This is a genomic window from Sphingomonas segetis (genome assembly GCF_009720245.1).
Taxonomy (GTDB): Bacteria; Pseudomonadota; Alphaproteobacteria; order Sphingomonadales; family Sphingomonadaceae; genus Sphingomicrobium; species Sphingomicrobium segetis.
On the sequence record NZ_WJSQ01000013.1, the window covers coordinates 16,013 to 28,741 of the forward strand.

General features: G+C 65.5%; 15 protein-coding genes. 7 read left to right on the top strand and 8 right to left on the bottom strand.

The annotated features are described in order from the left end of the window. The 3 genes from GH737_RS02510 to GH737_RS02520 form a co-directional block, all read right to left on the bottom strand. A complete protein-coding gene (locus GH737_RS02510) occupies positions 1-2,223 on the bottom strand; it encodes a M3 family metallopeptidase (protein ID WP_155263282.1) in 2,223 nt (740 codons plus the stop codon). A gap of 66 nt (positions 2,224-2,289) precedes the next feature. After that, the gene (recQ, locus tag GH737_RS02515) at positions 2,290-4,044 is read right to left on the bottom strand and encodes a DNA helicase RecQ (protein WP_155263283.1); all 1,755 of its coding nucleotides are present in this window, start codon (positions 4,042-4,044) and stop codon (positions 2,290-2,292) included. A gap of 54 nt (positions 4,045-4,098) precedes the next feature. Then, positions 4,099-5,919, bottom strand: a complete 1,821-nt coding sequence (locus tag GH737_RS02520; protein ID WP_155263284.1) for an ABCB family ABC transporter ATP-binding protein/permease — start codon at positions 5,917-5,919, stop codon at positions 4,099-4,101. A gap of 107 nt (positions 5,920-6,026) precedes the next feature. Here GH737_RS02520 and GH737_RS02525 point away from each other — a divergent pair, with 107 nt between their 5' ends. The 6 genes from GH737_RS02525 to GH737_RS02550 all read left to right on the top strand — a co-directional run bounded on the left by GH737_RS02525 (position 6,027) and on the right by GH737_RS02550 (position 8,940). After that, positions 6,027-6,269, top strand: a complete 243-nt coding sequence (locus GH737_RS02525) for a hypothetical protein (protein ID WP_155263285.1) — start codon at positions 6,027-6,029, stop codon at positions 6,267-6,269. Positions 6,270-6,320: 51 nt separating this feature from the next. Next, positions 6,321-6,461 (top strand): hypothetical protein, encoded by a 141-nt coding sequence (locus GH737_RS02530; protein WP_155263286.1) that lies wholly within the window; start codon positions 6,321-6,323, stop codon positions 6,459-6,461. Positions 6,462-6,464: 3 nt separating this feature from the next. Beyond that, the gene (locus GH737_RS02535; RefSeq protein WP_338061760.1) at positions 6,465-7,328 is read left to right on the top strand and encodes an SDR family oxidoreductase; all 864 of its coding nucleotides are present in this window, start codon (positions 6,465-6,467) and stop codon (positions 7,326-7,328) included. Positions 7,329-7,717: 389 nt separating this feature from the next. Next, positions 7,718-7,903 carry a PspC domain-containing protein gene (locus GH737_RS02540; RefSeq protein ID WP_155263287.1) on the top strand — a complete coding sequence of 62 codons (186 nt, stop codon included), beginning with the start codon at positions 7,718-7,720 and terminating at the stop codon, positions 7,901-7,903. 48 nt (positions 7,904-7,951) lie between these two features. After that, positions 7,952-8,389 (top strand): DUF1810 domain-containing protein, encoded by a 438-nt coding sequence (locus tag GH737_RS02545; protein ID WP_155263288.1) that lies wholly within the window; start codon positions 7,952-7,954, stop codon positions 8,387-8,389. A 23-nt stretch (positions 8,390-8,412) separates the two neighbouring features. Further along, positions 8,413-8,940, top strand: a complete 528-nt coding sequence (locus GH737_RS02550; RefSeq protein ID WP_155263289.1) for a peroxiredoxin — start codon at positions 8,413-8,415, stop codon at positions 8,938-8,940. Between the two features lie 257 nt (positions 8,941-9,197). On the opposite strand, the gene GH737_RS02555 is transcribed toward GH737_RS02550, so the two are convergent. Further along, complete coding sequence (locus GH737_RS02555) at positions 9,198-9,593, bottom strand: hypothetical protein (protein WP_155263290.1); 396 nt, start codon at positions 9,591-9,593, stop codon at positions 9,198-9,200. 214 nt (positions 9,594-9,807) lie between these two features. On the opposite strand from GH737_RS02555, the gene GH737_RS02560 reads away from it, so the two are divergent. Beyond that, complete coding sequence (locus GH737_RS02560) at positions 9,808-9,963, top strand: hypothetical protein (protein WP_155263291.1); 156 nt, start codon at positions 9,808-9,810, stop codon at positions 9,961-9,963. A gap of 12 nt (positions 9,964-9,975) precedes the next feature. Here the strand turns inward: GH737_RS02560 and GH737_RS02565 are convergent, their stop codons facing one another. The 4 genes from GH737_RS02565 to GH737_RS02575 all read right to left on the bottom strand — a co-directional run. After that, positions 9,976-10,386, bottom strand: a complete 411-nt coding sequence (locus GH737_RS02565; protein ID WP_155263292.1) for a MerR family transcriptional regulator — start codon at positions 10,384-10,386, stop codon at positions 9,976-9,978. A gap of 21 nt (positions 10,387-10,407) precedes the next feature. Beyond that, positions 10,408-10,593: a hypothetical protein gene (locus GH737_RS15100; RefSeq protein ID WP_196232941.1), complete on the bottom strand. Its 186-nt coding sequence runs from the start codon at positions 10,591-10,593 to the stop codon at positions 10,408-10,410. A 19-nt stretch (positions 10,594-10,612) separates the two neighbouring features. Then, a complete protein-coding gene (locus GH737_RS02570) occupies positions 10,613-11,491 on the bottom strand; it encodes a hypothetical protein (RefSeq protein ID WP_155263293.1) in 879 nt (292 codons plus the stop codon). 244 nt (positions 11,492-11,735) lie between these two features. Then, positions 11,736-12,729: retroviral-like aspartic protease family protein (locus tag GH737_RS02575; protein ID WP_155263294.1), on the bottom strand; the 994-nt coding region annotated here is incomplete at its 5' end.

The following is a 12,729-nucleotide window of genomic DNA, read 5'->3' on the forward strand; positions in this document are numbered from 1 at the left end:
CTATTCGCCCCGCTCGCCCTTTTGCGGCCGCGGCTGAGCCGCGGGCGCGGGCGGCACGGACCCCGCTGCGGGAGTCGCGGCTCCGCCGGTCAACCCATAATAGACGAGATAGGGCTGGATCGAAGGATCGTGCCCGGCCCAGGCGCGGTACATTTCGGCATAATCGAGCGTGTTGCCGCGCGACAGCACCATGTCGCGGAAGCGCTGGCCGTTGGCGCGCGTCAATCCGCCGTGGCTCTCGAACGAGTTGAACGCGTCCTGAGCGAGCATGCGCGTCCACGGATAAGCATAATAGCCCGCCGAATAGCCGTTGCTCCAGATGTGCAGGAAGTAGCTCGAGCGGTAGCGCGGCGGAACGTCCGCGACAGCGTAGCCGCTGTTGGCCAGCGACTGTGTCTCGAACTGGTCGACGTTCTGGAGCGGCGCGCTTGCCGGCAGCGAATGCCAGTCGAGGTCGAGCCGAGCGGCCTCGAGCACTTCGCCCACCTCATAGCCCTGGTTGAACGTGCGGGCGGCGAGGATTTTCTGGACGAGCTCCTGGGGGATCGTCTGCCCGGTCTTGTAGTGGACCGCATAGTGCGGGAGGATCTTGGGATCGAGCGCCCAATTCTCGTTGAACTGCGACGGGAACTCGACGAAGTCGCGGGCGACGTTGGTCCCCGACAAAGTCGGGTAGGTCTGCGAGGCGAACATGCCGTGGAGCGCATGGCCGAACTCGTGGAACATCGTCGTAACATCGTCCCAGCTGATCAGTGCCGGCTGCCCAGGCGCGGGCTTGGTGAAATTCTCGACGTTGAAGATCACCGGCTTCGTGCCGCGCAGGTACGACTGGTTGACGAGGTTGCTCATCCACGCCCCGCCGTTCTTGTTGTCCCGCTTCCACGGGTCGATCATGAAGATCGCCAGCTCCTTGCCGTCCTGGTCGTAAACCTGGAACACACGCATGTCCGGGCTCCAGGTCGGGATGTCCTTCCGTTCCTTGAAGGTCAGGCCGTAGAGCTGGTTCGCGGCGTAGAAGACCCCGTCCTCGAGCACCTTGTTGAACTCGAAATATTGCTTCAGCTGGTCGCTGTCGATCGCGTAGCGCTGCTTGCGGATCTGCTCGGCGTAGAAGTTCCAGTCCGCGGGCGTGACCTCGAAATTGGCGCCCTGCTGGCTGGCAAGGGCGCGGATGTCCGCCGCTTCCTGCCGTTCCTTTGCCGCGACCGGCGGGGCGAGCCGCTCGAGGAAGCCGACCGCGGTGGCACGGTCCTTCGCCATCTGGTCATAGAGCGTGTAATCCGCCCAGTTCGCCTCCCCGAACAGCGCGGCCTTGTCGGCCCGGAGCTTTGCGATCCGACGGACGACGGCGCGCGTGTCGTTCTTGTCGCCCTTCTCGGCGCGGTTCAGGCTTGCGTCGAACAGCGCCTGCCGGGTCGCATGACTGGACAGCGAATCGAGCAAAGGCTGCTGCGTCGTGTTCTGCAGGGGCAGCACGTAGCCCGAGACCTTTCGGTCCTTTGCCGCCTGCTGCGCCGCCGCCAGCTGCTGCTCGGACAGACCGGCAAGCGCGGAAGCATCGTCGACATGCAGCGCGCCAGCCTTCGCGGCGGCGAGCAGCTTCTGTCCGAACTCGGTCTGGAGCGTGCTCAGCTGCTGGTTGATCGTCTTGAGCTGGGCCTGCCTGGCCGGCGGCAGCTCGGCGCCGGCGTGGACCATGCCCTTGTAATAGACATCGAGCAGCTTCGCCTGCTCCGGGTTGAGGCCAAGCTCGCTTTCTCGTTCGTGGAGCGCCTTCACTCGCGCGAACAGCTTCGGGTTGAGATTGATGAAGTCGGAGTGCGCGGCAAGCAGCGGCGACGTCTTGGTATCGGTCGCCTGCAGCGTGTCGTTGGTGTTGGCGCCGTTCACGGCAAAGAATGCGAGGATCACCCGCTCGAGCGTCGAGCCCGAACGCTCGAGCGCGACGATCGTGTTGGCAAAAGTCGGTGGGGCCGGACTGTTCGCGATCGCCATAACTTCACGCTTCTGCTGCGCCATCCCGGCGAGGATAGCGGGGAGATAGTCGCTGTCCTTGATCTTGGAAAAGTCCGGCGTGCCGAATGGCAGCGTGCTCGGCGTCGCGAAGGGATTGGAAGCCGGCAGCGTGGCGGCGGCACCCCGCTTCGCCGGAGCGGCGAGACCAGGCGCGGCGATTGCGGCCATCGCGACAGCGGCGGAAGCAAGCAACAGAGTACGGACCATGTCTCTCCCCGAATGTTCAACGTCTTGATCGTCCCGTTCAGCCGCGTTTGCGCGAGGCGGAATGGTTCAGCCGGCCGAAGCGACCGCAGCGAGCATCGCGTCCCCATAGCGCTCCAGCTTGGTTCGGCCAACGCCGTTGACTTCGGCGAGCTCGGCGAGGTTCGACGGCCTGGCCGCGGCAATCTCCCGCAGCGTCGAATCATGGAAGATGACGTAGGGCGGAACGCCGGCCTCCGCCGCCAGCGTGCGCCGTGTCTCTCGCAATCTTTCGAACAGCGGGTCGGCGGGGCCGCCGTCACGGCGGCGCTCGCGCTTGCTCTTCGGCGGCACGGCGATGACCAGATCCTGCTCGCCCTTGAGGATCGGCCGCGCGCCGGGCCCAAACGACAGGCCGCCATAAGCGTCGGCGCGCAGGGCGTCGCGCGCGATCAGCGCTCGTGATACCGAACGCACCAGCGCAATCTCCTCCGCGGACGCAATTCCGAAGACCGACAGCCGGTGGTGGCCGAAGCTTCGAACCTTCTCGTTGTCGTTGCCGGCGAGCACGTCGGCGAGGTGGCCGACGCCGAAGCGCATCTCCGTCCGAAAGGCGGCGGAGAGGAGCTTGCGCGCAACTTCGGTCGCGTCGATCGTCGCCGGCGGGTTCAGGCAATTGTCGCAATTGCCGCAGCGCTCCGGCGGGTCCTCACCGAAGTGGCGCAGTAGCACGGCGCGGCGGCACAGCGGCGTTTCGACGAGCGTCGCGAGTGCGTTCAGCCGCTCGCGCTCTCCCGGGCGCCGCTCTGGCTCGACCTCCTGCTCGATCCGCTGCCGCGCGCGGGCAAAATCCTGCGCCGCCCAAAACAGCCAGGCCTCGGCTGGCTCGCCGTCGCGGCCTGCGCGGCCGGTCTCCTGATAATAGGCCTCGATGCTTTTGGGGATGGCGGCGTGGGCGACCAGCCGGACGTCGGGCTTGTCGATGCCCATGCCGAAGGCAACCGTCGCGGCGATCACCAACTCCTCGGAGTTGACGAACGCGGATTGGTTACGGGCGCGAACCGGCGGTTCGAGACCTGCGTGGTAGGGCAGCGACGGCCGGCCATCGCGGGCGATCTGCTCGGCGATCTTCTCCGCCTTGTCGCGACTTGGCGCATAGACGATTGCGGAGCCGGGCTGCGCGGCGAGGAGCTCGCGCAGCTGCTTGCCAGTCTGCTCGCGCGGCCGAACGTGATAGCGGATATTCGGCCGATCGAAGCCGGCGACGATCAGCCCCTCGTCGTGAATGCCGAGCTGGGCGAGAATGTCCGCCCGGGTGCGGCGGTCCGCGGTCGCGGTCAGTGCCAGACGCGGTACTTCGCCATGGTCGTCGAGCAGCGGCCTCAGCTTGCGATAGTCGGGGCGGAAGTCGTGGCCCCACTCGCTGACGCAATGCGCTTCGTCGATCGCGATCAGCGCAAGGTTCATGCGGTCGAGCAGGCGCCGGAACCCGTCGAGCGTCGCCCGCTCGGGCGCGGCGTAGAGGAGGTCGAGCTCGCCATTGCGGAAGCGCTCGATGGTGCGCTCGCGATCGCCGTCGGCCGAGGTGAGCGAGGCCGCGCGAATACCGATCGCGTCGGCGCTGCGGATCTGATCGTGCATCAGCGCGATCAGCGGCGAGATCACCAGCGCTGTCCCGGGCCGGACGAGCGCGGGCAGCTGGTAGCAGAGCGACTTGCCGGCGCCGGTCGGCATCACCGCGAGCGTGTGCTGGCCAGCCAGCACGCGGCCGACCACCTGCTCCTGAACGCCGCGGAAATGATCGAAACCGAAGGTCTGTTTGAGAATGGTGTGCGGGTCGGTCATTTACTCATTCGTATTGCGGACCGAGCGCGCCGCGGGAAAGCGCGAGCTTAGTCGCTACTCGGCCGCCTCGGCAACCGCTTCGGCCAGGCGTTCGGCCGCCTGGCGCTGCCACAGCTCGGCATAGAGGCCGCCTTTGTCGAGCAGCTCCTCGTGGGTGCCACGCTCGGCTATGAGGCCGTTGTCTAAAACGACGATCTGGTCGGCGTCGACGATGGTCGACAGGCGGTGCGCGATCATGATGGTAGTTCGGCTGCGCGCCATGCGCTCGAGTGTCGCCTGGATTTCCTGCTCGGTGCGGCTGTCGAGCGCGCTGGTCGCCTCGTCGAGGACAAGGATCGGCGGGTTCTTGAGAAGGGTGCGCGCGATCGCGACGCGCTGTTTCTCGCCCCCCGAAAGCTTGAGCCCGCGCTCACCGACCATCGATTCATAGCCGTCGGGGAGCACCGCGATGAAGCGGTCGATCGCGGCTCCGGCCGCGGCACCGTCGATTTGGTCCTGGCTCGCGCCGTCGCGGCCGTAGCCGATATTGTAGCCGATGGTGTCGTTGAACAGCACCGTGTCCTGGGGGACGATCCCGAGCGACGAGCGAAGGCTCTTCTGCGTTACCTCCGATATGTCCTGCCCATCGATCAGGACGCGGCCCGAGGTCGGGTCGTAGAAGCGATAGAGCAGCCGGGCGATGGTCGACTTTCCGGCGCCCGAGGGGCCGACTATGGCGCAGCTGGTGCCTGCGGGAATTTCCAGCGAGACGCCTTTCAGGATCACACGCTCGGGCTCGTATCCGAAGTGCACGTCGTCGAAGCGGACGTTGCCGCGACTGACGTTGAGCGCGGCCGCGCCCGCCTTGTCCGTGACCTCGGACGGCGTGTCGAGAAGATCCCACATCGCTTCCATGTCGATCAGGCCCTGCCGGATCGAGCGATAAACCCAGCCGAGCATGTCGAGCGGGCGGAAGAGCTGCATCAGCAGGCCGTTGATCCACACCACGTCGCCCGGGGTGAAGCGGCCGCGGCTCCATCCCCAGACGGTGAAGATCATGGCGCCCGTCATCATCAGATTGGTGATCAGCGACTGGCCGATGTTGAGCCAGGCGAGCGAAACCTCGTTGCGCACGGAAGCCTTGGCGAACGCGCCGACGGCTTCCTCGTATCTCTTCGCCTCGCGCTCCTCGGCGCCGAAATATTTGACCGTTTCGTAGTTGAGCAGCGAGTCGACGGCGCGGCCGATCGCGCGGTTGTCGACCTCGTTCATGTGGCGTTGGATCTGCGAGCGCCAATCGGTCACCCAACGCGTAAAGGTGATGTAGATGGCGACGATGACGAGCGTCGAGATGACGAGGCCGCCGCCAAACTTGACGTAGAAAATGACGCAGATCGCCGTCAGCTCGATCACTGTCGGGGCGATGTTGAACAGGATGAAATAGAGCATCATGTCGATGCTCTTGGTCCCACGCTCGACCACCTTGGTCAGCGATCCGGTGCGCCGCTCGAGGTGGAAGCGGAGCGACAGGTCGTGGATGTGCCGGAAAACCTTGCCGGCAAGCCGCCGCGCCGCGTCCTGCCCCACCTTTTCGAAGACGGCATTGCGCAGATTGTCCGAGAGGACGCCGCCGAAGCGGGCGCCGGCGTAGGCGAGGACCAGCCCCGCGACGACTGCGAACGCCGCGTGCGTGCTCATGCGGTCGACGACGAGCTTGAGGGCGTAGGGCCCGAGGAGGATCACGGCCTTGCCAGCGAGCACGAGCAACACCGCCGCGATGACCCGTGCCTTCAGCTCGGTTTCGCCTTTCGGCCACAGCATCGGCAGGAAACGCCACAGCGCGGTGAAGCCGGCGTTCGGCTTTGCCTTCTGCTGTTGTGCTCCCGCGGCCGCCATTGCGCTAAGTTAGGAGTGCCCCTCCGCGACAGCAATCCAATGTGAATGGAGGCCGAGGAACCAACCTGAAAATCGATGGTTAAAACAGTATCTTAGGGGATGCTCAAATGGGACCGGCGTATTTCGTGATTGCGATCCTTGGCTGCGCCGACGGCGGCAGTGCGTGCACGCCGGTGGCCACGCTGCAGACACGCTATGTGACCGAGGCGCAGTGCACGGCCTCCGCGGGCGCGGCGCTGATGGATAACAGCAATTTCGATTTCCCGACGCTCGTCGCCCAGTGCCGTGTAGAGGAGCCCAGAGCCGCGGAAGCCAGGGACCGCCCGCGCGACAAGCCGCGCAGGGGCTAATCGCAGCTCGACGAATGCGGAACCGGCTCCACCGCGGGCGGTTCCTGACGCATGAAGCAACCAGCATCCAAGCGCTCTAAAGCGAAGACGCCGAGCGGCCGTCGCGGCGGCGAGACCGGCAGCAATGAGATGAACCAGGCGACCAGCGACGACTTCGAGCGCGAGGACATGGGCATCGCGCCGAAGGAGTAAGCCTTGAACGACCAATCCGACGTCATGGCGCCAATGGTCCATCAGGACCAGGAGCCGGGCCACGAAAGCCAGCTCGAACCCAAGCCCGACTGGGATCCGCGCTACCGCGGTTCGGACCGGCTCAAGGGCAAGGTCGCGCTGATCACCGGAGGCGACAGCGGCATCGGCCGCGCCGTCGCCGCTCTGTTCGCGCGCGAGGGCGCCGACATCGCGATCGTCTATCTGTGCGAGCACGACGACGCGCACAAGACGAAGGAAATCGTCGAGAAGGAAGGCCGCCGGGCGCTGACGATTCCGGGCGACATCGGCGACAAGACGTTCTGTGAACAGGCGGTTCAGCAGACCATTGATCAGCTCGGCAGGCTGGACATTCTCGTCAACAATGCCGGCGAGCAACATCCCGACGAGGACATCACCGACATCGACGAACACCAGCTCCGCCGAACCTTCCAGACCAACATATTCGGCATGTTCTTCATGACCCAGGCGGCGCGGCCGCATCTGAAAACGGGCGCGGCGATCGTCAACTGCACGTCGGAAACGGCCTACAAGGGCTCGCCCGACCTTCTCGATTACAGCTCGACCAAGGGCGCGATCCTCGGGTTCACCCGCGCGCTGGCCAAGAATCTGGTGGCGGACGGCATCCGCGTGAACGCGGTCGCGCCGGGGCCGATCTGGACTCCGCTCAACCCGTTCGGCGGGCAACCGAAGGAAGATCTCCCCAAGTTCGGGAAGGACACGCCGATGGGCCGCCCCGGCCAGCCGAACGAGGTCGCGCCGAGCTTCCTGTTCCTCGCCTGCGAGGACGCAAGCTACATGACGGGGCAAGTGCTTCATCCCGACGGCGGCGACACGAGCTCGAGCTGAGGTAGAGGCGGGAAGGTGACCGGATATGGCGCTACAACTGTAGCGCTTGTCTGTTTCCGGACACCTGTTCGTTGGGCTTCTCCATCTGTACGTGGTAAAAACTGCCAACTTTCGGTCGGCTTTGCTGGCGGATTCTCGCTCAAACCGTCACCGCGCACTGGAAAAGAACGGCTTTTCCCAATTGGCACGCCTCCTGCATTGGTAGCGGCACGGGCCCAATGGTGGGTCCGATGAGAGCAATGCAAGGGGTATTTCAATGTTCAACTCGTTCGCTTCCGTCCGCGAGACCGCCACGATGTTCGCCGGCGCTTTCGTCACCGCGCTTCTGCTGGTTTCGGCCGCGACTTCGCTGCCGATCGCCTGAAGCCACTCATTCCAGGGAAACCCAGATGAACCAACGTTTCCTGATCAACCGCGGCGACGCCAAGGTCATGGGCGTCGCCGCCGGTCTTGCCGACTACAGCGGCATCGACCCGACCATCATCCGCCTCGGCTTCATTGCAGCAGTGCTGCTTACCGGCCCGATGATGATCCTGTTCTACGTCCTCGCAGGGTTGCTGGCGCCAGCGCAATAGGCGCCAGCCGCTCTTTTCCGCCGCCGCTCCGACGGGCATGATCGCGGCGTGGACCCTTCCGATCCCTACAAGCTGCAGCGCTTCATCGACGCCCAGCAAGGCGTGATAGAGCAGGCGCTCGCCGAGCTCCGCGCGGGATCGAAGCAGAGCCACTGGATGTGGTTCGTCTTTCCCCAACTCGCCGCGCTCGGCCGAAGTCCCACGGCCAAGTTCTTCGGCGTCGCAACGATGGACGAGGCGCGCGCCTATCTGGCGCACCCGTTGCTCGGGCCGCGCCTGCGGCAGGCCGCCGACATTTTGCTGCGATGGGCAGACAGGCGCAGCGCCGACCAGATCCTGGGACCCGTCGATTCGATGAAGCTCCGCTCGAGCCTGACTCTGTTCGACCGGATTGAGGCCAACGGCATTTTCGAGCGGGCGCTGCTGGCATTCTTCGAAGGCAAGCGGGATGAACTGACGCTCGCACTTTTGGGCGGGCATCGGTAAGCGGTCCGTCGAAGGAGACTCGCATGCGCATGCTACTGTTGGCACTCGCCGGTTCTAATCTTCTCGCGACGCCGGCATTCGCCGCCCTGCCAATCGGGTCGAAGGCGCCCGATTTCACCACCACGGGAGCGATCGCGGGCAAGCCGTTCAAGCTTCACCTCGCCGACCAACTCAAGCACGGTCCACTGGTGCTCTATTTCTTTCCCAAGGCGTTCACCAGCGGCTGCACCGCGGAAGCCCATGCCTTCAGCGAGGCTTCGGCCGAGTTCAAGAAGCTCGGCGCGCGCGTCGTCGGCATGTCGGCGGACGACCTGCCGACACTACAGAAATTCTCGGTCGAGGAGTGCCGCAACCAGTTTCCGGTGGCGACGGCGAACGGCGATGTCCGCAAGGCCTATGACGTGGTCCTGAAACAGAAGCCCGAATATGCGAACCGCACGTCCTATGTGATCGATCGCAACGGCAAGATCGTCATGGAATATACGAATCTCGACCCCAGCGAACACGTGCAGCGCACGCTCGCCGCGGTCAAGAGGCTCAAGGGCCGCTGACCGCAGGCCGGCGATATTGGCCGCGGCAGCAGCGGCGGCGCACTGGCGGCATGCGGTAGCCGTAGCGAGGCCAACAAGGCCGTATACATGAACTCGGCTGACGGGCTGGACGCCGAGTCGACGCCCTCAGCGACGCGGACATGAACGCCGCCGCAGTTTCCCGGCCGTACGGCGGCGGTCCCGCTGCTACCGGAGCAGCGAATACGGCCGGCAACACCACCGATCTCCCCGCCGCGAACAGTCCTTAGTACGACAGCTCAGCGGACTTGGACGCGGATCAGCGGGCGCACCCAGCGGCGCGCGAGCGGTGCATATTTCAGACGGACGCGGGTCACGTCGCGATAATAACCGCGGAGGTCGAGGTTGCGGGTGCAGGTCCCGGGTCGCATGAGGCGGCGGGTGCCGATGTCCTGGCGCCTGCCGTTGCGGAACCAGACGTCGACATCGCGCATGTTGATCGGCCCGCCGTAGACGCAGACCCGAAGTTGCCGGTAGCGCGCTGTGCCGCGCACCCGGATGTTGTCGGTGTCGCGGCCATTGACGGTCTGGTAGGCGATGGTGCGCCAGTTGTTCCAGCGCTGCGCTTCAGCAGGCGTGGTGCCTAGCACGGCAGCTGTTGCCGCCGCCGAGGCCAGAATCATCGTGCGTTTCATGTCCGTACTCCTCATTTTCAGGACAGTCGGAAGGTCAACCCGCGAGCCGCGTCGATTGTTTGTCTGTTCATCGGGGCCAACAGGTCGGTTCGCCGATTGTGAACGATTGCGAAACGAGCCTCGCGCTGTGGCTCAGCTAGAGCTCGATCTCCGTTGTTTGGTGCGACTCGCGCGCCGGGCGTATGAGGCTGGTCCGTTCGCAGAGGAGGTAGCCATGCAACGGATCGGCGAGATGTTTCACCATCGCTCCCGCGACGACTTCGGCGAGGGCGACCATCAGGAATATGTCGAAAGCGGCATCCGCGACGTCCTGCTGGTCGGCGGCGCTGCGGCCCTCCTGATCGGCGCGTTCGTCGCCTCGCTTATCTGAGCAGCCGGGCCGCTAGTTCCGGTTGAACGCGTCCAGAATCGGGCATGGCCCGCCGCGCTCGGCTGCGCATGCGGACGCCAGCCCGGAAAGCGCGTCGCGAGCCTGCTCGAGCTCGGCGATTTTCACATCGAGCGCTTCAACCCGCGTTCGAGCGAGCTCGCGCGCTCGGGGACGGTCGTCCGAGGCTGACAGTTCCAGCAGCTCGCCGATCTCGCTCAGCGTAAAGCCTGCCGCCTGGGCGGAGCGGATGAAGCGGAGCCGCTTGATGTCGTACTCGCCGTAGCGGCGCACCTCGCCGGGGGGCCGTGCAGGCTCGGGCAGGAGCCCGCGCCGCTGATAATAGCGCACCGTTTCCACCCCCACGCCGGCAGCTTTTGCGAGGCCGCCGATCGTGTCTGAATTTTTCGCTTGATTCCGTACCATGGTACGGAAGCTATAGGCGCTTCACCGGGTGCGAATCAACGCCTCGCAAAAAGGGAAACGAACAATGGACAAGACGATCGAGAAGAATGCGTCCTCGTGCACCTGCAGCTGCACCAAAGGCGGCTGCCGCTGCAATCCGTGCAATTGCAAGAACTGCTCTTGCTGACCTGACGAGGGCCGCATCTCGAAAGAGGTGCGGCCCGTCACATCATAATCCGTCCCGGCCTCAGTGCTGCCTGTCGCGAGTTCCGGCGTGCTCGAGCTCCTCCCTCATCACATGCTCGATGTCGCCGCGCTGGTAGCCCGCGTAATAGGCGTTGTCGGTCGAATAGAGCGCCTTGAGCAGACCCAGATCCCAGTAGGTGAGGGTAATTGGGAGAAGTGCACCGTCGGGCTGCCCGAGCACTCCAAGGATGGTCGGCGTTCCGGTCTTGAGGATGCGCTGGGGATCGGCCGCGGCGAAGGTCCGCATTGCCGCATAATCGGCGAGTTGGGTGACGGTGAGCCCGCCTGCCGCCTTGAGGTCGATCACCACGACCGAGGCGAGGAAGGTGGGCACGCTCGACGAGCGCAGCCGCGACGGATTGTGCGTGCCCCTGACGACATAAAAGCCGCCGATCGGCTTTTCGAGGAACTCGCCGTCGGCGCTGTAGCGGGTGCGGACCTGCCAGGCCGCCGCCGGCCCCGGGTCGGCTTCGAGCTTGCGCACTTCGCGGTCCGACATTCCGCTGAAATAGGCCGGGAAGCGCCGCTCGAGCTCCGTGATCGCGGCCTTCTTGTCCGCAGCCATGATGACGAAGACGTTGGGCGTGCATCCGGCCGGTGCGACGCCGACCTTCGCCGCCGCCGCGACCCGGCGCATGCGCTCGGCGATCGCGGCGCTCTGTGCCGGCGGCAGGCCCATCACGACCGGACACGCCTTCGCCTGGAACCGCGCGATCTGGCCGGTGGACGGCACGTCGATGACGGTCTTCACGAAATCGCGGATCTGCTGCTTCCCGACGCGCGTGCCCTGGACCACGATTTCCGACGGCGGTTCCTGTGTCGTGTCGGGGACCGGGACGGCGGCCCGAACGCCAAGCGCGAGCGCGACGGGAATCAACATGGACTGGCTCCTTCTTCAGCACCGCCGATGAGAGCGGATGGAGCGGTGAACGGCATGAGCAGGTCGTGAGGATTTGCTGAAATGCGCGCCGCGGGCGGGCGGGGAGAGGCTATCCTGCCCCGAGCCGTTGCCGCGGGCAACGGCGCCGATACACCTGGAAACACGAAGCCTGAGATGCACACGACGGCCTCCGCGCACGATTCTGCGCCTGTGCCGGCGGCATGTCGAGTCCGGCCGCGGCGCGCTAGCGTCGGCATACTTCTTCGACGTGCGACGACAGGCGCGAGAAATTGCCGGGATCGGTGCTGATGGTCACCGCTGCGTCGCATTGCCTCAGCTGGAACCGCACCTTGCGCGCGCGGAAATCGAGCGAGACCCGGCGGAAGGTTTCCAGAATGTCGGTGCCGAGCAGCAGCGCCGGCTGGTCGGAAAGGCCGAACATCTTGAATGGCGGCACGTCGGCGAACGCCATCGGCACGTCGTGGAGGGTGACCGGCCCGAGCCGGAGCTCGCCGATCCGCGCCAGCTGCAGCTTGACCGTCTCGCCGGTGACGCCGGTTACCGGGACAGTGATGAACTTGTCGCGATTGTGTCGCAGCAACTTGTCGCGCAGGGCGAGATTGCCGATCGTGATCTCGGTGCCGGTGTCGATGATCGCGTCGAGCTCGTAGCCGGCGGCGCGGACATGGGTCAGGATCAGCTGGCCGTGCTCGCGCCGCGCCGTGATCACGATCTCGCCGGGCTCGTGCGGCTCGCGGATGCGCGCGTCCTCGACCTTGATCAGGCGCTTTTCGAAATCGAGCATCAGCCGCTGCCGGGCGAGCGCGTCGATGCCGATCATCCCGTCGCCGCCGACGTCGGCTTCCCTGAGCGCGGGCAGCTCGAGGTCATCGATCGTGTTCGAGCCGACGGTCAGCCGGTCGACCTTCACCCGGTCGACGATGCTGCGCGCGGTCATGCCGTTGAGGATCACCGGCGTGCCGAGCGGCAGCTGCAGGTCGCGGGCGATGCGCAGGCCGACGACGGAGGTGTCAGCGCCGCTGTCGACGATGAACCGGTACGGGCCGCGGCCGTTGACGTGCACCTCGACGCTGAGCCGCGTTTCGACCTTGCGCGCCTTCAGGTCCTTTCCGCCGACGGCGAGATTCGGGTCGAACTGCGCCGGCGGCAGTGGCTGATGCTCGATTTCGAAAAGCGCCTGATCAAGGTCGAGGACGCGCGCATCCGCGAGCCGCACT

What these genes read in the sequence shown, in the direction of transcription:
- GH737_RS02510 (WP_155263282.1), bottom strand. Translation starts at nt 2,223, where the DNA reads ATGGTCCGTACTCTGTTGCTTGCTTCCGCCGCTGTCGCGATGGCCGCA.
- recQ (WP_155263283.1), bottom strand. Translation starts at nt 4,044, where the DNA reads ATGACCGACCCGCACACCATTCTCAAACAGACCTTCGGTTTCGATCAT.
- GH737_RS02520 (WP_155263284.1), bottom strand. Translation starts at nt 5,919, where the DNA reads ATGGCGGCCGCGGGAGCACAACAGCAGAAGGCAAAGCCGAACGCCGGC.
- GH737_RS02525 (WP_155263285.1), top strand. Translation starts at nt 6,027, where the DNA reads ATGGGACCGGCGTATTTCGTGATTGCGATCCTTGGCTGCGCCGACGGC.
- GH737_RS02530 (WP_155263286.1), top strand. Translation starts at nt 6,321, where the DNA reads ATGAAGCAACCAGCATCCAAGCGCTCTAAAGCGAAGACGCCGAGCGGC.
- GH737_RS02540 (WP_155263287.1), top strand. Translation starts at nt 7,718, where the DNA reads ATGAACCAACGTTTCCTGATCAACCGCGGCGACGCCAAGGTCATGGGC.
- GH737_RS02550 (WP_155263289.1), top strand. Translation starts at nt 8,413, where the DNA reads ATGCGCATGCTACTGTTGGCACTCGCCGGTTCTAATCTTCTCGCGACG.
- GH737_RS02555 (WP_155263290.1), bottom strand. Translation starts at nt 9,593, where the DNA reads ATGAAACGCACGATGATTCTGGCCTCGGCGGCGGCAACAGCTGCCGTG.
- GH737_RS02560 (WP_155263291.1), top strand. Translation starts at nt 9,808, where the DNA reads ATGCAACGGATCGGCGAGATGTTTCACCATCGCTCCCGCGACGACTTC.
- GH737_RS02565 (WP_155263292.1), bottom strand. Translation starts at nt 10,386, where the DNA reads ATGGTACGGAATCAAGCGAAAAATTCAGACACGATCGGCGGCCTCGCA.
- GH737_RS02570 (WP_155263293.1), bottom strand. Translation starts at nt 11,491, where the DNA reads ATGTTGATTCCCGTCGCGCTCGCGCTTGGCGTTCGGGCCGCCGTCCCG.